The organism is Kitasatospora hibisci (genome assembly GCF_043950205.1).
Classification (GTDB): Bacteria; Actinomycetota; Actinomycetes; order Streptomycetales; family Streptomycetaceae; genus Kitasatospora; species Kitasatospora hibisci.
This window is the reverse complement of sequence record NZ_CP171642.1, coordinates 1,924,985-1,945,148: the sequence shown is the minus strand read 5'-3', so window position 1 is coordinate 1,945,148 and position 20,164 is coordinate 1,924,985. Positions and strand designations below refer to the sequence as shown.

At 73.3% G+C, this 20,164-nt stretch carries 15 protein-coding genes; 4 read left to right on the top strand and 11 right to left on the bottom strand.

The window, feature by feature from the left end; genetic code table 11:
- Positions 1 to 65: 65 nt before the first annotated feature.
- Positions 66 to 2,009, top strand: coding sequence for an NAD-binding protein (locus ACF9IK_RS08310; RefSeq protein WP_395293602.1), 1,944 nt, complete (start codon positions 66 to 68; stop codon positions 2,007 to 2,009).
- Positions 2,010 to 2,059: 50 nt separating this feature from the next.
- On the opposite strand, the gene ACF9IK_RS08305 is transcribed toward ACF9IK_RS08310, so the two are convergent.
- The 7 genes from ACF9IK_RS08305 to ACF9IK_RS08275 all read right to left on the bottom strand — a co-directional run bounded on the left by ACF9IK_RS08305 (position 2,060) and on the right by ACF9IK_RS08275 (position 10,408).
- Complete coding sequence (locus ACF9IK_RS08305) at positions 2,060 to 2,842, bottom strand: enoyl-CoA hydratase (RefSeq protein WP_395293601.1); 783 nt, start codon at positions 2,840 to 2,842, stop codon at positions 2,060 to 2,062.
- 114 nt (positions 2,843 to 2,956) lie between these two features.
- Positions 2,957 to 4,024 (bottom strand): enoyl-CoA hydratase/isomerase family protein, encoded by a 1,068-nt coding sequence (locus ACF9IK_RS08300; protein WP_395293600.1) that lies wholly within the window; start codon positions 4,022 to 4,024, stop codon positions 2,957 to 2,959.
- A gap of 203 nt (positions 4,025 to 4,227) precedes the next feature.
- A complete protein-coding gene (gene fahA / locus ACF9IK_RS08295) occupies positions 4,228 to 5,448 on the bottom strand; it encodes a fumarylacetoacetase (protein ID WP_395293599.1) in 1,221 nt (406 codons plus the stop codon).
- Positions 5,445 to 6,320, bottom strand: coding sequence for a hypothetical protein (locus tag ACF9IK_RS08290; protein WP_395293598.1), 876 nt, complete (start codon positions 6,318 to 6,320; stop codon positions 5,445 to 5,447). The genes fahA and ACF9IK_RS08290 overlap by 4 nt, the downstream gene beginning before the upstream one ends.
- Positions 6,317 to 7,519 carry a homogentisate 1,2-dioxygenase gene (locus tag ACF9IK_RS08285; RefSeq protein ID WP_395293597.1) on the bottom strand — a complete coding sequence of 401 codons (1,203 nt, stop codon included), beginning with the start codon at positions 7,517 to 7,519 and terminating at the stop codon, positions 6,317 to 6,319. The genes ACF9IK_RS08290 and ACF9IK_RS08285 overlap by 4 nt, the downstream gene beginning before the upstream one ends.
- 52 nt (positions 7,520 to 7,571) lie before the next feature.
- Positions 7,572 to 8,786, bottom strand: a complete 1,215-nt coding sequence (hppD, locus tag ACF9IK_RS08280; protein ID WP_238862368.1) for a 4-hydroxyphenylpyruvate dioxygenase — start codon at positions 8,784 to 8,786, stop codon at positions 7,572 to 7,574.
- A 266-nt stretch (positions 8,787 to 9,052) separates the two neighbouring features.
- The gene (locus ACF9IK_RS08275) at positions 9,053 to 10,408 is read right to left on the bottom strand and encodes a phosphoribosyltransferase family protein (RefSeq protein ID WP_395293596.1); all 1,356 of its coding nucleotides are present in this window, start codon (positions 10,406 to 10,408) and stop codon (positions 9,053 to 9,055) included.
- Between the two features lie 583 nt (positions 10,409 to 10,991).
- Here ACF9IK_RS08275 and ACF9IK_RS08270 point away from each other — a divergent pair.
- The gene (locus ACF9IK_RS08270) at positions 10,992 to 12,371 is read left to right on the top strand and encodes a M28 family metallopeptidase (RefSeq protein WP_395293595.1); all 1,380 of its coding nucleotides are present in this window, start codon (positions 10,992 to 10,994) and stop codon (positions 12,369 to 12,371) included.
- 84 nt (positions 12,372 to 12,455) lie between these two features.
- On the opposite strand, the gene ACF9IK_RS08265 is transcribed toward ACF9IK_RS08270, so the two are convergent.
- Together ACF9IK_RS08265 and ACF9IK_RS08260 are read right to left on the bottom strand one after the other, a co-directional pair.
- Positions 12,456 to 14,156: an acyl-CoA dehydrogenase family protein gene (locus tag ACF9IK_RS08265; protein WP_395293594.1), complete on the bottom strand. Its 1,701-nt coding sequence runs from the start codon at positions 14,154 to 14,156 to the stop codon at positions 12,456 to 12,458.
- Positions 14,156 to 14,743: a PadR family transcriptional regulator gene (locus ACF9IK_RS08260; protein ID WP_395293593.1), complete on the bottom strand. Its 588-nt coding sequence runs from the start codon at positions 14,741 to 14,743 to the stop codon at positions 14,156 to 14,158. Before ACF9IK_RS08260 ends, ACF9IK_RS08265 begins: the two co-directional genes overlap by 1 nt.
- A gap of 191 nt (positions 14,744 to 14,934) precedes the next feature.
- Between ACF9IK_RS08260 and ACF9IK_RS08255 the strand changes: the two genes are divergently transcribed.
- Positions 14,935 to 15,405, top strand: coding sequence for an SPW repeat protein (locus ACF9IK_RS08255; RefSeq protein ID WP_395293592.1), 471 nt, complete (start codon positions 14,935 to 14,937; stop codon positions 15,403 to 15,405).
- Between the two features lie 88 nt (positions 15,406 to 15,493).
- On the opposite strand, the gene ACF9IK_RS08250 is transcribed toward ACF9IK_RS08255, so the two are convergent.
- Positions 15,494 to 16,888 carry a class II fumarate hydratase gene (locus tag ACF9IK_RS08250; RefSeq protein ID WP_395293591.1) on the bottom strand — a complete coding sequence of 465 codons (1,395 nt, stop codon included), beginning with the start codon at positions 16,886 to 16,888 and terminating at the stop codon, positions 15,494 to 15,496.
- 609 nt (positions 16,889 to 17,497) lie between these two features.
- Here ACF9IK_RS08250 and ACF9IK_RS08245 point away from each other — a divergent pair.
- On the top strand, positions 17,498 to 19,432 hold the full coding sequence (locus tag ACF9IK_RS08245) for a cholesterol oxidase substrate-binding domain-containing protein (protein WP_395293590.1): 1,935 nt from the start codon (positions 17,498 to 17,500) through the stop codon (positions 19,430 to 19,432).
- Between the two features lie 51 nt (positions 19,433 to 19,483).
- On the opposite strand, the gene ACF9IK_RS08240 is transcribed toward ACF9IK_RS08245, so the two are convergent.
- A complete protein-coding gene (locus tag ACF9IK_RS08240; protein WP_395293589.1) occupies positions 19,484 to 20,137 on the bottom strand; it encodes a helix-turn-helix domain-containing protein in 654 nt (217 codons plus the stop codon).
- Positions 20,138 to 20,164 lie beyond the last annotated feature (27 nt).

Below are 20,164 nucleotides of genomic sequence, written 5' to 3'. Positions count from 1 at the left end.
CTGCTTCCCCCGCGGCCACCGGAGCGCCATCTGCCGATCATTCGCCGTCGATACGATCCGGCGATATGACTTCTGAAGGGTGGGGGACCCCTCCGGTCGGGCCGATCGGCCAGCACTACATCATCTGTGGCGGGAACGCGCTCGCGCACCGCCTGGCCCGGGAGCTGGTCGAGCAGTACGAAGTCCAGGTGGTGGTCCTGGTCCCGGACCGGACCCGCGAGCACGCCCCGCAGATCGAGCAGCTGGCCGGGGTCGCGGCGGTGGTGGAGTTCAGCAGCGTCACCGAGGAGGCGCTGCGGGCGGTCCGGGTGGAGACCGCGCGCGGGATCGCCCTGGTCGACGGGTCCGACCAGGAGAACATCCACACCGCGCTCAGCGCCCAGGAGCACAACCCCGACATCCGCATCGTGCTGCGGATGTTCAACCAGCGGCTCGGCGAGAACATCGAACGGCTGCTGAAGAACGGCGCCGCGCTCTCCGGCTCGGCCACCGCCGCGCCGGCCTTCGCCGCGTCCGCGCTCTCCCGCCCCAACTCCGTCCAGGTCGGCGACCGCTTCCTCTACGTCGCCTACGACGACGACATCGACTCCAGCCGGATCTGCATCGTCGCCGACCGGATCGACCGGCAGAACCTCGGCCGGATCCGGCTGCTGCCCGAGCAGGAGGGCGACTCGGCCGCGTTCGTCCGGCTGGCCAGCGAGTTCGGCGACCACGGACCGCTCCGGCGGGCGCGCAACGCGGCCACCCCCGACGCCGACCGCCCGGCGGAGGCTCCCGATGGGCCGGCTCGTGAGGAGGGCGCGCCGGACGAGCCCGCGACGCCGGAGCGTGACACCCCCGAAGGGCCCGACGCCTCCGACGCCTCCGACGCCTTTGACGGGCCCGGTCCCGGGCCCTCGGCGCCCGGCGGGGTGGCGGCGCTCCAGGCGCTGCCCAGCGAGCCGCGGGTGCGGATCGCCTGGACCCGCCGACTGCGCTGGCGGCTGCTCGACACCCTGCGCTACCTCACCAGCGCCCGGCTCCGGCTGGTGCTGATCACTGCGCTGGCCGCCGTGCTGACGTCCTTCGGCCTGCTCTGGTACCTCAACCGGGACTTCGGCTGGTCCCTCTACGTCTCGCTGCTCGACCTGGCGGGCGCCGCCCAGCCCGACGAACCCGCCGACGCGGCCGCCGGCACCGGCACCGGGGGCCTCTGGCAGCGGGTCGCCCAGGTGGTGATCACCTTCTGCGGCATCACCTTCGCGCCCGTCGCCACCGCGATCATGGTCGAGGTGCTCGGCTCCGGCCGGCGGGGACAGCCCCGCAACCCCGGCGCCGGCACCCGCGACCACGTCATCGTGGCCGGGCTCGGCAACGTCGGCACCCGGGTCGTCGCCCAGCTGCACGGCATGGGCGTGCCGGTGGTCGGGCTGGAGCGCGACCCGCAGGCGCGCGGCATCTCGGCCGTCCGCGCACTCGGCGTCCCGGTGGTGGTCGACGACGGTCCGCTCGCGGAGCAGCTGCGCCGGGCCCGGCTGAAGCACAGCCGGGCGGTGGTCGCGGTCAGCGGGGACGACGCCACCAACCTGGAGGCGGCGCTGGAGGCGCGCGCGGTGCGGCCCGACGTCCGCGTGGTGGTCCGGCTCTTCGACGACAACTTCGCTCGTCACGTGTACGCCACGCTGGACAACGCGGCCTCCCGCTCGACGTCCTACCTGGCCGCGCCCGCGTTCGCGGCGGCCCTGATGGGGCGCGAGGTGCTGGGCACGCTGTCGGTGTTCCGGCACGTGCTGCTCATCGCCGAGCTGCGGGTCGAGGAGGGCGGCGGTCTGGTCGGGATGAACCGGCACGACCTGGAGGACCCGGGCGGCGTCCGGGTGGTGGCCGTCCGGCTGGCCGCCGGCCCGCGCACCTACCAGTGGAACCACGCCGACCGCACCCGGCAGCTCGTCCCGGGCGACCGGATCGTGGTCGCGGCCAGCCGCGGCGGCCTGGCCCGCCTCAACACCGCGCTGGTGAGCGAGGACTGACGGCGGTCGGCGGAGGACCGGTCCCTCCGCCGACCGCCGTCAGCCGACCGTCAGCGGTGCGAGAAGTTCGCCGGGCGCTTCTCGGCGAAGGCGGCCATGCCCTCCTTCTGGTCCGCCGTGGCGAACGCGGCGTGGAACAGGCGCCGCTCGAAGCGGACGCCCTCGGCGAGCGTGGTCTCGAAGGCCCGGTTCACGCTCTCCTTCATCATGATGCTGGCGGGCGTCGACATCTCCGCGACCTTCTCCGCGGTGGCCAGCGCCTCGGCCAGCAGCTGGTCGGCCGGGACGATCCGCGAGACCAGACCGGCCCGCTCCGCCTCCTCGGCGCCCATCATCCGGCCGGTCAGGCACAGCTCCATCGCCTTGGCCTTGCCGATCGCGCGGGTCAGCCGCTGCGAGCCGCCGATGCCCGGGATCACGCCGAGCTTGATCTCCGGCTGGCCGAACTTCGCGGTGTCCGCGGCCAGCAGGATGTCGCAGAGCATCGCGAGCTCGCAGCCGCCGCCGAGGGCGAACCCGGCGACCGCCGCCACGACCGGCTTGCGAAGCTCGCCGAGCCGGTCCCACGGGCCCAGCCAGTCGTCGAGGTAGACGTCGGGGAAGCGGTTGCCCTGCATCTCCTTGATGTCGGCGCCGGCGGCGAAGGCCTTCTCCGACCCGGTGACGACCAGACAGCCGATCTCCGGGTCGCGGTCGAAGGCGGTGGCGGCCGCGACGACCTCGTTCATCAGCCGGGTGTTCAGCGCGTTGAGCGCCTCCGGCCGGTTGAGGGTGATCAGCCCGACCCGGCCCTTGCGCTCGACCAGGATCGTCTCGTAGGTCTCGGTCCGCATCCTTGACTCCCATTCGCAGCTCGGCGGCACTCTGACGGGGGATACGATCGCGGACGGACCGCCCGAGCGCCAGTCTCGCCAGGCGAGACGGTCGTCACCCGGCGGACCTGCGCCTCACCCGAGCCGCAGGTCGCCGCCGGCCGGCGGCTCGAAGAACGCGGCCACCGCCCGGTCGTCGACGTCCAGCAGGGCGGCGGGGGACCAGCGCGGGTTCCGGTCCTTGTCCACCACCTGCGCGCGGATGCCCTCCACCAGGTCGTGGTGGGCGAGCGCGGCGCACGAGACGCGGTACTCCTGCACCAGGGTCTCGGTGAGCGTGTCCTGCCCCGTGGCCCGGCGCAGGGCGGCCAGGGTGACCTTCAGCATGGTCGGCGAGCGGTCGGCCAGCTCCTCGGCGGCCTGCTTCGCCTCGGGGACGCCGCTGCCGAGCAGCCGCTCGGTGATCTCCTCGACGGTGTCGGCGGCGTAGCAGGCGTCGATCCACTCCCGCTGCGCGGCCAGCGCGGCGGCCGGCGCCGGCCCGGTGTGCGCGGCGACCGCGTCGGCGACGGCAGCGGCGGTCGCCGCGGTGTCCGTACCGGCCGGGACGGCGGCGAGCGCGGCGAGCAGGGCGGGGACGGCGGCCGAGGGCACGAAGTGGTCGGCGAAGCCGCAGAGCAGCGCGTCGCCGGGGCCCATCGACCCGGAGGTGAGCCCGAGGTGGGTGCCCAGCTCGCCCGGTGCGCGCGCGAGCAGGCGGCTGCCGCCGACGTCGGGGACCAGGCCGATCCGGGTCTCCGGCATCGCGACGACCGAGCGCTCGGTCACGATCCGCACCGAGCCGTGGGCGGAGAGGCCGACGCCGCCGCCCATGGTGATGCCGTCCATCACCGCGACGTAGGGCTTCGGGTAGCGGGCGATGAGGGCGTTCAGGCCGTACTCGTCCGCGAAGAACGTCCGCGAACCGGCCCCGCCGGCCTTGGCGTCGTCGTGGATCGCGCGGATGTCCGCCCCCGCGCAGAGGCCGCGCGCGCCGGCGCCGGTCAGTACGACGGCGCCCACCGCGTCGTCCGCGGCCCAGGCGTCCAGCGCCGCCCGGACGGCGGTGATCATGCCGTGGGTCAGCGAGTTGAGCGCCCTGGGGCGGTCGAGCACGATCCGCCCGACCCCGCCGTCCCGGTGGACCTGCACCTCTGCGCTCATCGGGCCTGCTCCCGTTCCTCGTCGCCGCTTCTGCGGTGGTCCAGGGATCTCCGGATCGCCGGATCCTCGCGCCACCGTACTAGGCCGTGTCCGGCCGATTCGCGTCGCCCGCCCGGTGCGAGCCGTCAGACGCGCCCGAGGAGCACCGCGCCGGGCCCGTGCCGGTTCCACTGACTGGAACAGACACGGGCCCGGCGCAGCCGTTACGGCGTGACGCGGCCGGTGACCTCGCCGAAGCCGACCACCGTGCCGTCGGGCCCCGGTGCCGTCGCGGTGATGGTCACCTCGTCGCCGTCCTCCAGGAAGGTGCGGGTGGTGCCGTCGGGAAGCTTGAGCGGCTCCTCGCCGTTCCAGGTCAGCTCGATCAGCGCGCCGCGGGTCTCCGGCTCGGGGCCGCTGATGGTGCCCGAGGCGAAGAAGTCCCCGGTGCGCAGCGAGGCGCCGTTGACGGTCATGTGGGTGAGCTGCTGCGCGGCCGTCCAGTACATCGAGGCGAACGGGGGGCGGGAGACCGGGTGCCCGTTGAGACGGACCTCCAGGGCGAGGTCCAGGCCCCACGGTTCGCCGCCGCGGTCGTCGAGGTAGGGCAGCGGCTCGACGTCGCGGGCCGGCGGGGTGACCCGGGCCTGCTCCAGCGCGTCCAGCGGCACGATCCACGGCGAGACGGAGGTGGCGAAGGACTTGCCCAGGAACGGGCCCAGCGGCACGTACTCCCAGGCCTGGATGTCGCGCGCGGACCAGTCGTTGACCAGGCAGACGCCGAAGACGTGCTCGCGGAACCGGTCCAGGGTGACGGGCGTGCCGAGGACGGACGGGGCACCGACGACGAAGCCGACCTCCGCCTCGATGTCGAGCCGGCGGGTCGGGCCGAACGAGGGCACGGCGTCCGTGGGCGCCTTGCGCTGGCCCTGCGGGCGGATCACCGGGGTGCCCGACACGACGACCGTGCCGGCCCGGCCGTGGTAACCGATCGGCAGGTGCTTCCAGTTGGGGGTGAGCGGCTCCGAGCCGGGGCGGAAGATCCGGCCCAGGTTGGTCGCGTGGTGTTCGGACGCGTAGAAGTCGACGTAGTCGGCGACCTCGAACGGCAGGTGCAGCTCCACCTCGGCCAGCGGCAGCAGCAGCGGCGAGAGCGCGGCCCGGTGGGACTCGTCGGTGAGCCAGCGGGTGAGCGCGGTGCGGACCTCGGTCCAGACCGGACGCCCTGCGGCCAGCAGCGGGTTGAGGGTGTCCGCGTCCAGCAGCACCGACGGCTCGCCGACCGCCCGGGCGGCGGCGCCGGCGTCGAGGACGGACTCCCCGATCCGGACGCCGATCCGCCGCACGCCGGGCCGGTCGGCCGCGGTGAAGACGCCGTACGGCAGGTTGTGCACGCCGAACGGCGAGTCGTCGGCGCCGGCGAGCCAGCTACGGGGGGTGGTCAACGGTCCTCCTGGGGCGTGGGGCTGGGGCCGGTCCCGGGCGACACCAGGTCGAGCGCGACCAGGTCCGCCAGCGGCTCGGCGATGCTGCAGGTGCCGAACGCGGTGAACGAGTTCCGGATCACCGTAACCTGGTGCTCGGTCAACTCGCGGACTGCCTTGGCCAGGACGTCGCCCGAGCGCTCTGCCAGCAGCTCGGCGGCGGCCGCGCGGTCGGTCTCCCGGGCGGCCAGCAGCACGTTCAGGAAGCCGTGGTGCTCGAAGCCGGTGGCCGGATCGGTGTGCCGGACGGCGTGGTGCAGGCCGGCGGTGCACTTGTAGGGCAGGCCGCGCTGCGCGCAGCCGGTGAGGAAGCCGGCCAGCTCGTCCTCGTCCGGGAACGCGTCGGCCGCCACGCCGCCGGTGCGGAACTTCGCCCGGTAGGGGCTGTCGACCAGCACGTCCAGCACCTCGTCCAGGCCGTCACCGCGCAGGAGCTCGCGCGGCAGTTCGACGGCGGCGGGGACGTGGGTCGGGAGCAGCAGGTCGAGCGCGGCGACCGCCTCGCGGGCGTCCCGGGTGGCCAGTTCGACGCCGGCCACCTCGAACGGCGCGGCGGCGGCCAGGGCCGGGCCGAGCTCGGCACTGCCCCCCGGCAGTACGAGCCCGACCCGGAGGAGCGGTGCGCCGCCGACGGCCGCCGTGGCGGCCTCGACCGCCGCGGCCAGTTCGTCCAGCCGGCCCGCCCCGCACAGGAGCGGGCCGACCGCCTCGGCGTACCACGCGGAGCGGTGCGCGCGGTGGGCCGGTACCGCCTCGGCGACCGGCAGGTTCCCCGGCGGGAAGACGGCCGCGTCGTCGAAGAGGTCCTGGAAGAGCGGGGGGATCGTGCTCACCGGCCCGGCCCCCGGCCCGCCCAGGTCCAGGCGTAGTTCGCGTCCTCGCTGGCCCGGCCGCCCTCGCCCAGCTCCAGCGGGCGGAAGGTGTCCACCATCACGGCCAGCTCGTCGAAGAACTCCACGCCGATGCTGCGCTCGTACGCGCCCGGCTGCGGGCCGTGGGTGTGGCCGCCCGGGTGCAGCGAGATCGAGCCCTGGGCGATGCCCGAGCCCTTGCGGGCCGCGTAGTCGCCGCCGCAGTAGAACATGACCTCGTCGCTGTCCACGTTGGAGTGGTAGTACGGGACGGGGATCGACAGCGGGTGGTAGTCCACCTTGCGCGGCACGAAGTTGCAGATCACGAACCCGTTGCCCTCGAACACCTGGTGCGCGGGCGGCGGCTGGTGGATCCGTCCGGTGATGGGCTCGTAGTCGCTGATGTTGAAGGCGTACGGGTAGAGACAGCCGTCCCAGCCGACCACGTCGAACGGGTGGTGGGGCACGGTGTACCGGGTGCCCGCGATCCCGTTCGGGCCGCGGTGCTTGACCAGGACGTCGACGTCGCCGGCGTCGTCCACCAGCAGCGGGCCGACCGGGCCGCGCAGGTCCCGCTCGCAGTACGGCGCGTGCTCCAGCAGCTGGCCGTACTTGGAGAGGAACCGCTTCACCGGGGTGATGTGGCTGTTCGCCTCGATGCAGTACGCGCGCAGCGGCTCGTCGCCGGTCGGCACCCAGCGGTGGGTGGTCGCCCGGGGGATGACGACGTAGTCGCCCCGGCCGACCTCCAGCGAGCCGAAGACGGTCTCGACGGTGCCCGAGCCGGACTCCACGTACACGCACTCGTCGCCGAGCCCGTTGCGGTACAGCTCGCTCGGGGCCCCGGCGGCGACGTACGAGATCCGCACGTCGCCGTTGCCGAGGACCAGCCGGCGGCTGCTCACCACGTCCGCGGACTTCCACTCCTGGCCCGCGAACAGCTCGTGCAGCTTGAGGTGGCGGGGGAGCAGGGGGTGGTTCGGCACGGTGGACTGGTCCGGCAGCTCCCACGGCACCGCGTTCACCACGGCAGAGGGGATGCCCCGGTGGTAGAGCAGCGAGGAGTCCGAGGAGAACCCTTCCTCGCCCATCAACTCCTCGTAGTACAGCCCGCCTTCGGGTGCGCGGTGCTGGGTGTGCCGCTTGGGCGGGATGCTGCCCAGCTGCCGGTAGTACGCCATCGTCCTGCTCCTCCTGGCCCGTTCGCCGATTCGCCCTGATCAGGGGTGGTGATCAGAGGTTCCCGCGGCGGTCCTGCTCGCGCTCCAGGGATTCGAAGAGCGCCTTGAAGTTGCCCTTCCCGAAGCCGAGCGAGCCATGCCGCTCGATGAACTCGAAGAACACGGTGGGGCGGTCGCCCTGCGGCTTGGTGAAGATCTGCAGCAGGTAGCCGTCCTCGTCCCGGTCGACCAGGATGCCGCGCTTCTTCAGCTCCTCGACCTCGACGCGGACCTTGCCGATCCGGGCACGCAGCTCCGGGTCGTCGTAGTACGAGTCCGGGGTGGAGAGGAACTCCACGCCGTTGGCGCGCAGGACGTCGACGGTGGTGAGGATGTCGTTGGTGGCGAGCGCCAGGTGCTGGCAGCCCGGGCCGCCGTAGAACTCCAGGTACTCGTCGATCTGCGACTTCTTCTTGGCGATCGCCGGCTCGTTGAGCGGGAACTTCACCCGGTGGTTGCCGCTGGCGACGACCTTGGACATCAGGGCCGAGTACTCGGTGGCGATGTCGTCGCCGACGAACTCCGCCATGTTCACGAAGCCCATCACGCGGTTGTAGAAGCCGACCCACTCGTCCATCTTGCCGAGCTCGACGTTGCCGACGGCGTGGTCGAGGGCCTGGAACAGCCGCTTCGGCTGCCCGGCCGGGCGGGTCACCCTGGTCTCGGCGGCCACGAAGCCCGGCAGGTAGGGGCCGTGGTAGCGGGAGCGGTCGATCAGGGTGTGCCGGGTCTCGCCGTAGGTGGCGATCGCGGCGCGGCGCACGGTGCCGTGCTCGTCGGAGACGTCGTTCGGCTCCTCCAGCACGACGGCACCCTGGGCACGGGCGTGCGCGATGCACTTGTCGACGTCCGGCACCTCCAGCGCCAGGTCGACGACGCCGTCGCCGTGGCGGCGGTGGTGGTCGAGCAGCGGGCTGTCGGGGGAGACACCGCCCTTGATGACGAAGCGGCACGAGCCCGAGCGCAGGACGTACGCCTTGCGGTCGCGGCGGCCGGTCTCCGGGCCGGAGTAGGCGACCAGCTCCATGCCGAAGACGACCTGGTAGAACTGGGCCGTCTGGGTGGCGTTGCCGACCACGAAGATCACGGCGTCCTGCGCGATGACAGGGAACGGGTCCGTGGCGGGGTCGTGCTCGACGAGGCCGACGAGGCGGCGCAGCTGCTCGGCGTCGAGACCGGCCTCGCGCTCCTCGGGGGTCAGCTCAAGAGCGTGGGTCTGCGGGGTCATCGGTCGTTCCTCCACAATGAGGCCTCGGCTTTGAGGCATCCGCTTGAGGCGGCCACGCCGCAAGGGTGGGCGGTGCGGCTGAGCGGAGAGCTTGCTCCTGTCGGACTGGTTGGGCAACAGGTCGCGTTTTCACTGTTCAATGTGTACAAGCTGGTCAGGAAATCCCCGGTCCGGCTGTGCAATATGTGCTGTCGAATGAGGGATTCCCGAGACCCTTGCCATCCCTCCGATCCCCGTGCTCCCACCGCTGGTGACGGCCGCCGCCCTCAGGAACCGGACGACTGTCCTCCGCCGGGTCCGGGGTCCTGCGGCTCCTCCGGGAGGTGGCGCAGGAACCAGTCGCGGGCCAGCTCGGAGACCTGGTCCAGCGCCCCCGGCTCCTCGAACAGGTGGCCCGCGCGCGGCACCACCGCCAGCTCACTCTCGCAGTGCAGCCGGGCCCGCGCCTGTCGGTTCAGGTCGATCACCGTGCTGTCGCGACCGCCGACGATCAGGAGCGTCGGCGCGGCGACGGCGGCCAGCCGGGCCGGGCCGGCGAGGTCCGGCCGCCCGCCCCGGGACACCACGGCGCGCACCCCGTCGCCCAGCCGGGCCGCCGTCCACAGGGCCGCGGCGGCGCCGGTGCTGGCGCCGAACAGCCCGATCGGCAGGCCCCGGGCCGCCTCGTCCAGGTCGGGCAGCCGCCGGCTCACCTCGGTCAGCCGGGAGCCGAGCAGCTCCACGTCGAACACGTTGCGCCGGTCCGGCTCCTCGTCCTCGGTGAGCAGGTCGAACAGCAGCGTCGCCAGGCCCGCGCGGTTCAGGTAGGCGGCGACGAAGCGGTTGCGCGGGCTGTGCCGGCCGCTACCGCTGCCGTGCGCGAACACCACCGCGCCGAGCGCGTGCACCGGCACGGTCAGCCGCCCGGCCAGCCGGACCCCGGCGGCGGGCACGGTCAGCTCGTGGTCCACCGCGGTGGGGGCCCGCGACCGTTCTCCGCGCGCCTCGGCCAGCAGCCGCAGCACCTCCTCGTCCGTGGTCTGCGAGAAGTCACCGTAGAACTCGCCGATCGCGAAGAAGGGCGACGGCGTGCCGACGCAGATCAGCTCGTCGGCGACGTCGGCCAGCCGGTCGACCCAGTCGCGGGGCGCCACCGGGACGGCCAGCACGACCCGGGCGGCGCCCCTGGCCCGGACGATCCGGCAGGCCGCGCGGGCGGTGGAGCCGGTGGCGATCCCGTCGTCCACCACGACGACCGTGCTCCCGCGCAGGTCGGCGGGCGCACGGCCGCCCCGGTAGCGGCGGGCCCGGCGTTCCAGCTCGGCGCGTTCGACCTGCTCGACGCGGGCGAGCTGCTCGTCCGTGACACCGGCGACGCGCATCACCTGGTCGTTGAGGACGCGGATGCCGTCCTCGCCGATCGCGCCCATGCCCAGCTCGGGCTGGTAGGGCACGCCGAGCTTGCGGATCACGCAGATGTCCAGCGGGGCGCCGAGGGCGTCGGCCACCTCGGCGGCCACCGGGACGCCGCCGCGGGGGAGGGCGACGACGACGGTGCCGGGGGCGCGCAGGTGGCCCAGGTGGGCAGCCAGTCGGCGGCCCGCATCGGTGCGGTCGGTGAAGTGGGTACCGGTGACATGCATGGCTCGGCCTCCGGATTCCACCGTACGTCGCCCGCCGCCGAGGGCGGAGGGGAGGCCGGGCGCGGTCGCCCGGTCCGGTCCGGAGGGTGGGTGGTCACGGACCGCCCGCCGCCGTACGGCTCCGGGCCGGAGACCGCCCGCCGCACCCCAGGCGGGGCGCGCGGCTGCATGATCAAGGACACCGGCCGGGAGCAGGTGCTGCACGCGGAGGCGCGGCGGTGGCGGGCGTGGCGGTGTTCGGCGCGGACGTGTCCGGCCGGATCACCGGGCCGCACGCCGGAGCGTGGCTGCGCGAGGCCGCCCGGCTGTTCCCCGCCGCGGCCGTGCCGGTCCGGCCGCCCGGGCCGGGTCCGGAACCGGCCCGCCGCGCCGCGTGCCCGGGCCCGCAGGACGCCGAGGACACGGGGCCGGATTCCCGGGCCTCTTGACGGAACCGCAGGTTGGCCCAATCATCATGGTCGCGTCAACTTTGTGTCCCGGCCCCCGACTTCACCGGGCGCTCGCCCCCATGCTCCTCCGAGTGCCCACGCCGTCCGCGAAGTGTCGCGCTTCCGTTCTGCCCCACCAGAAACCGGAGCCTTCCGTGACCGAGCGTGCCCCGCGGCGATCCCGCCTGCGCCGAACCGTCCTGTCGACCGGAGCGGTCGTCGCCCTCGCCGCCGCCCTGATCAGCCCCGCCGCCGTCGCCGGGCCGGCGGCCGCGGCACCTGCGGCCGAAGCGGTCTCCGCCGCCACCGCCGCCACCGCCGCCACCGCCGCCGCGGCCCCCGACATCCCGGTCGCCAACGTCAAGGCGCACCTGGCTCAGCTTCAGTCGATAGCCACCGCCAACGGCGGCAACCGCGCCCACGGGCGATCCGGCTACAAGGCCTCGATCGACTACGTGAAGGGCAAGTTGGACGCGGCGGGGTACACCACCACGCTGCTGACCTTCAGCTACAACGGCTCGACCGGCTACAACCTGGTCGCCGACTGGCCGGGCGGCGACACCTCGCACGTGGTCATGGCCGGCGCCCACCTCGACTCCGTCACCGGCGGCCCGGGCATCAACGACAACGGCTCGGGCTCGGCCGGGGTCCTGGAGACCGCGCTGGCCGTCTCCCGGGCCGGTCTCAAGCCCGCCAAGCACCTGCGGTTCGGGTGGTGGGGTGCCGAGGAGTACGGCATGGTCGGCTCCAAGAACTACGTCAACAGCCTCTCCTCCGCGGATCGTTCGAAGATCGACAGCTACCTGAACTTCGACATGATCGGCTCGCCCAACCCCGGCTACTTCACCTACCGCTACGACTCCGCACTGGACGCCCTGTTCCGCGACTACTTCGCCGGCCTCGGCATCGCCACGGAACAGGACTTCGAGGGCGACGGCCGCTCCGACCACGCCCCGTTCCAGAACGCCGGGATCCGGGTCGGCGGCCTCTTCAGCGGCGCCGACTACACCAAGACCAGTGCCCAGGCGGCGAAGTGGGGCGGCACGGCGGGCCAGGCGTTCGACCGCTGCTACCACTCCTCCTGCGACACCAGCGCCAACATCAACGACACCGCGCTGGACCGGATGAGCGACGCGATCGCCTACGCGATCTGGACCCTGTCGGCCGGCGACACCACCCCGCCCTCCGGCACCGTCTTCGAGAACACCGCCGACGTGCAGATCCCCGACAACGGCCCGGCGGTCACCTCCTCCGTGACGGTGACCGGCCGGACCGGCAACGCGTCGTCCGCCCTCCAGGTCGGCGTGGACATCAAGCACACCTGGCGCGGCGACCTGGTGATCGACCTGGTCGCGCCGAACGGAACCAGCTTCCGTCTGAAGAACTCCAGCGGCAGCGACTCCGCGGACAACGTCCAGGCCACCTACACGGTCAACGCCTCCGCGGTGCCGGCGAACGGCACCTGGAAGCTCAAGGTGCAGGACGTGGCGTCGCAGGACACCGGCTACATCGACAGCTGGAAGCTCACCTTCTGACCCGACCGGGGAAGTGAACCGGGGGTGCCGGTCCGCCGACCGACACCCCCGGGGTCATTGCGCCGCGGCGCCGGCCGCAGGTGCCTACGGCTGCATCTCGTAGGCGCCCGACAGGGCCTCGACGCGCTCCCAGACCCGGGCCGCGCGCTCGCCGTCCGCGACCGGGCGGCGCACGTGCGCCAGCGCCCAGGCGGCCTGCGCCTCGGTGGTGGACGCCTTGCCGTGCAGCTCGGTGGCGTGCGCGGAGAAGTCCCGGACCAGCGCGTCGAAGATCTGGTCCAGCACGTCGGTGTCCAGCGCGGTCTCGGCGGCCTGCTCCAGCACCAGCTGGCCGTAGACGATCAGCGCGAACAGCTGGCCGATCTCCAGCAGGAAGTCCAGGTCCGCCTGCTGCGCCTCGCTCGGCGCGTTCTTCAGCAGCAGCTCGCAGAAGCCGTCGGCCTGCTCGCGGAAGCGCGCGACGTTCGGGACGTGCGCGTGGGCGTCGTACGCGGTGCGCCAGTCGTGGAAGCGGATCGCGCCGAGGCCGCGGGCCGGGCCCTGGCGGAACAGGAACTCGTCGTCGGCCGCGTCCAGCCGGCGCGGCACGGGTGCGTAGTCGGCGGGTGCGAAGAGGTAGTTGGCCATGAACTTGAGGATCAGGGCCAGGTTGACGTGGACGGTGCCCTCAAGCTTCGGCAGACCGCGGATGTCCTTCGCCGCCTTGTCGAAGTAGGTGTCCGCCTCGAAGCCCTTGGCCGCGATGACGTCCCACATCAGGTCGATGACCTTCTCGCCCTCGGTGGTGACCTTCATCTTGGTCATCGGGTTGAAGAGCAGGTAGCGGCGGTCCTCGGGGGAAGCCGTGCGGAAGTAGTCCACCGAGCGGTCGGCGAACAGCTTCATCGCGACCAGGCGTGCGTAGGCGTCGGTCAACTCGCGGCGCACGTGCGGGAAGTCGGTGACGCGCTTGCCGTAGAGCACCCGGTTGTGGGCGTGCGTGACGGCCTCGTACATCGCGTGCTCGCAGATGCCGACGGAGGCCGTGCAGAGGTTGAACTTGCCGACGTTGACGGTGTTCAGCGCGGCGTCGAAGGCGGCCTTGCCGGTGTGCAGCACGTCCTCGGCGCGCACCGGGTACTCCTCCAGCCGGAACTCGCTCACGTACATCTGGGCGTTCACCACGTTCTTGACCAGGTGGTACGCCTCGTGGCGGCTGTCGGCGGCGAAGAAGACGTAGCCCTCCGGGCCCTCGACGTCGGAGCGGCGGCCGAACACCGAGACCAGGCCCGCGACGTTGCCGTTGCCGATGTAGTACTTGGAGCCGGTGGCGGTGAACCCGCCCGCGCCGTCCGGGGTGAGGATCATGTCCGTCGAGTAGATGTCGGCGCCGTGGCTGCGCTCGGAGAGCCCGAACGCCATCACGTGGCCCTCCGTCAGCAGACGGGCGGCCCGGGCCCGGACGGCCTCGTTCTCGCTCTGCCAGACCGGCCCGAGGCCGAGGATGGTGACCTGCCAGGTGTACCAGTAGCCGAGGCCGTAGAAGCCGAGGATCTCGTTCAGCTCGGCGATCCGGGCGGTGTCCCAGCGCTTCTCCGGGTCGGCCGCGGACGGGGTCAGGAACTCCGCGAACAGGCCCTCCCGGGCGGCGAACTCCAGGAAGTCGGAGTACCAGGTGCGGTCGACGTAGGTGTCGATCAGAGCCTTCTTGCCGCGGGACTCGAACCAGTCCACGGTCGCGCGCAGCAGCCGGCGGGTCGGCTCGTCGAACTGCGCGGGGTCGTAGGTACGCGGGTTGAAGAGCATCACGGGCTCCCGGGGGTCGAGGGTGGGGTGGCGCCGGAGTCGGTCCGGTCGGCCAGGCGGTGCAGGGTGGCGAGCACGTCGTCCAGCCAGGCGAGGGTCATCCGCTCGTACTCGATGCCGCCGCGCAGCACGACGTGCTGCAGTTCCCGGCGGGCGTCGAGTGCGGCGGGGTCCGGGAAGTCGCGCTGCTCGCCGTGCAGGTAGCGGGCGAGCAGGGTGGCGTGACCCTCCCGGTGCCGCTCGACCTCGGAGATCAGGGCGGCGGGGTCGTCGAAGGCCGCGGCGCGGATCTTGACCGCCAGCTCGTGGCGGACGGTCTCCGGCTCGACCGGTTCGCGCAGCCAGGCGGACAGCGCGGTGCGGCCCGGCCCCGCGGCCGAGTACACCTTCTTGTCCGGCCGGCCGTCCTGGGCGACCTCCTCGACCGAGACCCAGCCGTCCGCCTCCATCCGCCGCAGCACCCGGTAGATCTGCTGGTGGGTGGCGGTCCAGAAGCGCCCGATGGAACGGTCGAAGCGGCGGGCCAGCTCGTAGCCGGAGCCGGGCTGCTCCAGCAGCGAGACGAGGATCGCGTGCTCCAGTGCCATGGTGGCATCCTGCTATGCAACGAATTGCATACGCAATGGCGGACGGTCACGGTGAGACGCAGCTCACCCACCGGTCGTGATGCGGGCGGGGCAGGGTATCTTCGCTGATCAAAAGGTGCAAAACGGCGGATCGGCGACAGAATGGTACTGGGCTAGCGCCTTCCATGGTCCAGACCTAGGAGGTGGTATCGGTGTCTACCCAGATTCCGATGGGCATGGAGCACCATCCGGACATCGTCGAACTGAGGGAGCAGTACGAGCGGCTCACTCTGACCCCGCGCGCCCAGGCCGTCGAGGCCCTGGCCGTTCTCGCGGGCCTGTTCCTGGCGGCATCGCCGTGGATCGTCGGCTTCACGGCCTTCAACACGCTGACCGTCACCTGCCTGATCGTCGGCCTCGCCTACTGCCTGCTGATGGCCGGCTACGGCTCGGCCTACGAACGCACCCACGCACGGGCATGGGCGGCAACCCTGCTCGGCGCCTGGACGATCATTTCCCCCTGGGTGGTCTCGGGAGAGGTCGACCGCGGCAAGAACATCGTCACCTGCCTGATCACGGGCGCCGTGATGTTCCTGCTGGGGCTCGCCGCGATCTCCATGGCCACCATGACGTCGAACGGAGCATCGATGCGGCGCGGCCGGGCAGGCCGGGCCAAGAGCTGACCCGCAGGGTCGACAGGAAAGCCTGACACCGGGGCGCGGAGCGGCGGAGGCCGCCGTCCGCGCCCCGGCGCGTGCTCCGGGGGTGACGCTAGGGTCGCGTCATCCGCAGCACGTCCAGCGCCTCGTCCAGCTGCTCCCGGGTGAGCAGACCCTGCTCCAGGTACCCGCGCTCCAGTACCACCTGGCGGATCGTCCTGCGCTCCGCCAGCGCCTGCTTGGCGACCTTGGCGGCCTCCTCGTACCCGATGTACCGGTTGAGCGGGGTGACCACCGACGGCGAGGACTCCGCGTACTCGCGGGCCCGGTCGACGTTGGCGGTGACGCCGTCGACCGTCCGGTCGGCCAGCAGCCGGGCGCTGTTGGCGAGCAGCCGGATCGACTCCAGCACGTTGCGCGCGATCACCGGGAGCATCACGTTCAGCTCGAAGTTGCCGCTCGCGCCGGCCACCGTGACGGTCGCGTCGTTCCCGATCACCTGGGCCGAGACCATCAGCACCACCTCGGGCAGGACCGGGTTCACCTTGCCGGGCATGATCGACGAACCCGGCTGCAGGTCGGGCAGGTTGATCTCGCCGAGCCCGGTGCGCGGGCCCGAGCCCATCCAGCGCAGGTCATTGGCGATCTTGGTGAACCCGACCGCGACGGTGCGCAGCTGGCCGCTCAGCTCGACCAGGCCGTCCCGTGCGCCCTGGGCCTCGAAGTGGTCGCGGGCCTCGGTCAGCGGCAGGTCGGTGGTCCGGGCCACCTCCTCGATGACGGCCGCGGAGAACCCGGGCGGGGTGTTGATGCCGGTGCCCACCGCCGTACCGCCGAGCGGCAGTTCGGCCACCCGGGGGAGCGTGGCGAGCAGCCGCTCCCGGCCGTGCCGGACCTGCGCCGCGTACCCGCCGAACTCCTGGCCGAGGGTGACGGGCGTGGCGTCCATCAGGTGGGTCCGGCCGGACTTCACGACCTCGCCGAACTCCGCCGACTTGCGTTCCAGCGCCTCCGCCAGGTGCTCCAGCGCCGGGATCAGGTCGTGGGTGACGGCGGCGGTGGCCGCGATGTGGATCGAGGACGGGAAGACGTCGTTCGAGGACTGGCTGGCGTTGACGTGGTCGTTGGGATGGACCGGCCGGCCCAGCCGCTCGGACGCGAGGGTGGCGATCACCTCGTTGGCGTTCATGTTCGACGAGGTGCCCGAACCGGTCTGGAACACGTCCACCGGGAACTCCGCGTCCCAGCGGCCCTGCGCGACCTCCTCCGCGGCGGCCGCGACCGCCTCCGCGGTCTCCGCGTCCAGCACCCCGAGCCGGGCGTTCACGCGGGCCGCGGCGGCCTTGATCCGGGCCAGCGCCGCGATGTGCGCGCGCTCCAACCGCTGGCCCGAGACCGGGAAGTTCTCCACCGCCCGCTGCGTCTGCGCCTGCCACTTCGCCGCGGCCGGCACCCGCACCTCACCCATCGAATCGTGCTCGGTCCGGTACTGCTGCTCGTCGCCCATCGCGCGCTGCACCTCCTGGGAGGTCCCGCGGCCGCTCACGGCCCGGGGCCCGTCGCTGTCGGTCCTGCTCTTCGATCACCACAGCCGTGCGGGGGCCCCGGCTATTTCCGCCCGGCCGCCCCAGTTGATCACGCGTCGGTGGGCGGGCCGGCGGCAGGTCGGCGGCAGGTCGGCGCGGGGCGGCCGCCGTCGGGTGCGGAGGGCGCGGAAGTGCGCACGGGGACCTCCGGGAGAGCGGGGTGGTGATCCGGATCGACGTGGGGGCGGCGGTGTGGGAGAAGCGGCCAACTGTTCACTCGAAGGAGTGAAGATCGCGACGTCGGCACGCTGAGTCGCCGCCACGCTCCGTACGCTCGGCCGCGGGCCGGGGAACGGGAGTGCGGCACTCCGGTTCCCGGGTCGGCGTGGCCGGCGGCCGGCCCCGGCGGGAACCGGGCCGGACGGCGGGTCCTCGGGCGACGGGGCCTGCAGCCGGCGGGGCCGCGGGCCCGGGCTCCGGTCCGCGCGACCCGGCGGGCGCGGCACGGCAGCGCGACACCTCGGCCGGGACACCCCGGTGGAGACGGACACGGTCACCGCCGAACGCGGGGCCGGCGACCAGGGGGCGGCATGACGGAGGGACGGCGGTCGGACGGCGGAGCGGTGGCCCGGGGCGCGGCCGCGGCTCAGGGCGGGACCGGAGCTCGGAACGGCCTCGGCGAACGGGGCGGACCCGGCGAACGGGGCGGCGCCGGCGGGGCGCCCGGCGCCGGTCTGAGCCGGCGCAGGCTGCTCGGCGCCACCGCCGCCCTCGGCGGCGCCGTCTGGCTGCTCCGCGGCACGGTCGGTCCGGACGGCGCGCACGCCACGGAGACGGTCCCGCCCGGACTGCCCGCCGACACCGAGCTGTACCGGCGCGTCTACCAGAACTGGTCCGGAGAGGTCCGCACCGACCAGCTCTGGACCTGTGCACCGCGCACGCCCGAAGAGGTCCCGCGGCTCGCCGACTGGGCCCGGGCCAACGGCTGGCGGCTGCGCGCCCAGGGCCACCGGCACACCTGGGCCCCGCTGACCGTCGCCAACGCCACCCCGGAGTCCGCCCGCGTCCTGCTGCTGGACACCACCCGCCACCTGACGGCGATCACCGCGGACTCGCCGAGCACCGTCCGGGTCCAGACCGGCGCCACCATGGAGGACCTGCTCGCCCACCTCGCCGGCCGCGGCCTCGGCCTCGCCAACTGCCCCGCCCCGGGCGAACTCACCGTCGGCGGGGTGCTCGCCATCGGCGGGCACGGCACCGCCGTCCCCGCCGTCGGCGAGCTCCGCCCGGACGGCCACGGTTACGGCTCGGTCAGCAACCAGGTCACCCGGCTCACCGCCGTCGTCCACGACCCCGCCACCGACCGCTACACGCTGCGCGCCTTCGACCGCGCCGAGGCCGACAGCGCCGCCTTCCTGGTCCACCTCGGCCGGGCCTTCGTCACCGAGGTGGTACTCCGGGCCGGCGCCGACCGGCCGCTGCGCTGCGTCAGCCGGGTGGACATCCCGGCGACCGAGCTGTTCGCCCGCCCCGGCGCCGCGGGCCGGCCGCGCACCCTGGCCGGCTTCGTCGACCGGGACGGGCGCGCCGAGGCGATCTGGTTCGCCTACACCGACCGCCCCTGGCTCAAGACGTGGACCGTCGCGCCCGACCGGCCCTTCGGATCCCGGGCCGTCGACGAGCCCTACAACTACCCGTTCTCCGACAGCATCCCGGAGCCGGTCGCCCGACTCGCCGGCGAACTCGTGGCCGGAGCCTGGGCATCGGCACCGCTCTTCGGCCAACTCCAGTACCTGGTCACGAAGGTGGCTCTCACCGGGGACATCACCGACGTACTGCTCTCCGGCACCCTGCTGCGTGACCTGCTCACCGGCGACGTACTCACCCACCTGCTCGCCGGCGGCCTTCGCTCCGACCTCTGGGGCCCCTCGCGCGCCCTGCTGAACTACGTCCGCCCCACCACCCTGCGGGTCACCGCCAACGGCTACGCCGTGCTCGCCCGGCGCGCGGACCTCCAGTGGGTCGTCGCCGAATTCGCCGATCACTACCGGACGCTGCTCGCCGAGTACCGCGACCGCGGGGAGTTCCCGGTGAACGGCGCGGTGGAGATCCGGGTCACAGGCCTGGACGACCCGGCCGCGTCCGGGGTGCCGGGCGCCCGGCCGCCGCTGCTCTCCGCGCTGCGCCCGCGCCCCGACCGGCCCGAGTGGGACACCGCCGTCTGGCTCGACGTCCTCGCCCTGCCCGGTACCCCAGGTCTGCACCGGTTCGCCCGCGACCTCGAACGGTTCCTGCTGCGCACCTTCGACGGCACCCGGGCCGGCCTGCGCGTGGAGTGGTCCAAGGGCTGGGCCTACACCGAGGACGCCGCGTGGGCCGACCCGGACGTGCTCGGCCGGGTCGTCCCCGCCAGCCACCGCGCGGGCGGCGGCCCCGGCTGGGACGAGGCGATCGCCGTCCTGGACCGCCACGACCCGCACCGGGTGTTCGGGAACCCCTTCCTGGACCGGCTGCTGGCCGGCTGACCCGGCCGGTGCGCGGGGCGCCGCCTGCTGTGCTCCGTCAGATGTGTTCGGTCAGATGTGCTCCATCACGATCACGGCCAGCGTGCCCGGTTCCAGGGCGCGGAAGACGTGCGGGGCGTCGCCCGGGTAGCTGACGTAGTCGCCCGGGAGCAGCTCGACCGGCGCCTCCGTCGGCCCGGCCAGGGCACGTCCGGCGCCGAGCAGCAGGTGCTCGACGGTGCCCGGCATGTGCGGGTCGGACGCGCGGGTCTCGCCCGGCTGCGCCTGGATCCGGAAGATGTCGCGCCGGGCGTTCGGTGGACAGGAGGCCAGCAGGGTGGCGGCGTAGTCGGCCCGCTCGGAGTGGGTGACCGGTCCTTCGCCGGCCCGGATCACCCGCACCACGGGCCGCGGCGGGTCGACCAGCCGGCTGAACGGCACGTCCAGGGCGACGCCGAGCGCCCAGAGCGTCTCGACGCTGGGGTTCCCGGCACCCGCCTCCAGCTGGGAGAGCGTGGACTTGGCGATCCCGGCCCGCCGGGCCAGCTCGGCCATCGACAGGCCGACCCGTTCGCGTTCGCGCCGGATCGACGCGGCGATCAGGGCGATCAGGTCGGAGCCGGACACGGCGGGCGCGCTGGGTGCGGCCGGCGTGGCGGGTACCGCTGTGGCGCCTGCGCCCGGGACCCCGTCGGTGCTCGCGTCGCCTTCGTTGTTCACGCCCATCCGCGTTCGCTCCACTGGTCGATGCGT

What these genes read in the sequence shown, in the direction of transcription:
- ACF9IK_RS08310 (WP_395293602.1), top strand. Translation starts at nt 66, where the DNA reads ATGACTTCTGAAGGGTGGGGGACCCCTCCGGTCGGGCCGATCGGCCAG.
- ACF9IK_RS08305 (WP_395293601.1), bottom strand. Translation starts at nt 2,842, where the DNA reads ATGCGGACCGAGACCTACGAGACGATCCTGGTCGAGCGCAAGGGCCGG.
- ACF9IK_RS08300 (WP_395293600.1), bottom strand. Translation starts at nt 4,024, where the DNA reads ATGAGCGCAGAGGTGCAGGTCCACCGGGACGGCGGGGTCGGGCGGATC.
- ACF9IK_RS08285 (WP_395293597.1), bottom strand. Translation starts at nt 7,519, where the DNA reads ATGGCGTACTACCGGCAGCTGGGCAGCATCCCGCCCAAGCGGCACACC.
- hppD (WP_238862368.1), bottom strand. Translation starts at nt 8,786, where the DNA reads ATGACCCCGCAGACCCACGCTCTTGAGCTGACCCCCGAGGAGCGCGAG.
- ACF9IK_RS08275 (WP_395293596.1), bottom strand. Translation starts at nt 10,408, where the DNA reads ATGCATGTCACCGGTACCCACTTCACCGACCGCACCGATGCGGGCCGC.
- ACF9IK_RS08265 (WP_395293594.1), bottom strand. Translation starts at nt 14,156, where the DNA reads ATGCTCTTCAACCCGCGTACCTACGACCCCGCGCAGTTCGACGAGCCG.
- ACF9IK_RS08260 (WP_395293593.1), bottom strand. Translation starts at nt 14,743, where the DNA reads ATGGCACTGGAGCACGCGATCCTCGTCTCGCTGCTGGAGCAGCCCGGC.
- ACF9IK_RS08250 (WP_395293591.1), bottom strand. Translation starts at nt 16,888, where the DNA reads ATGGGCGACGAGCAGCAGTACCGGACCGAGCACGATTCGATGGGTGAG.
- ACF9IK_RS08245 (WP_395293590.1), top strand. Translation starts at nt 17,498, where the DNA reads ATGACGGAGGGACGGCGGTCGGACGGCGGAGCGGTGGCCCGGGGCGCG.
- ACF9IK_RS08240 (WP_395293589.1), bottom strand. Translation starts at nt 20,137, where the DNA reads ATGGGCGTGAACAACGAAGGCGACGCGAGCACCGACGGGGTCCCGGGC.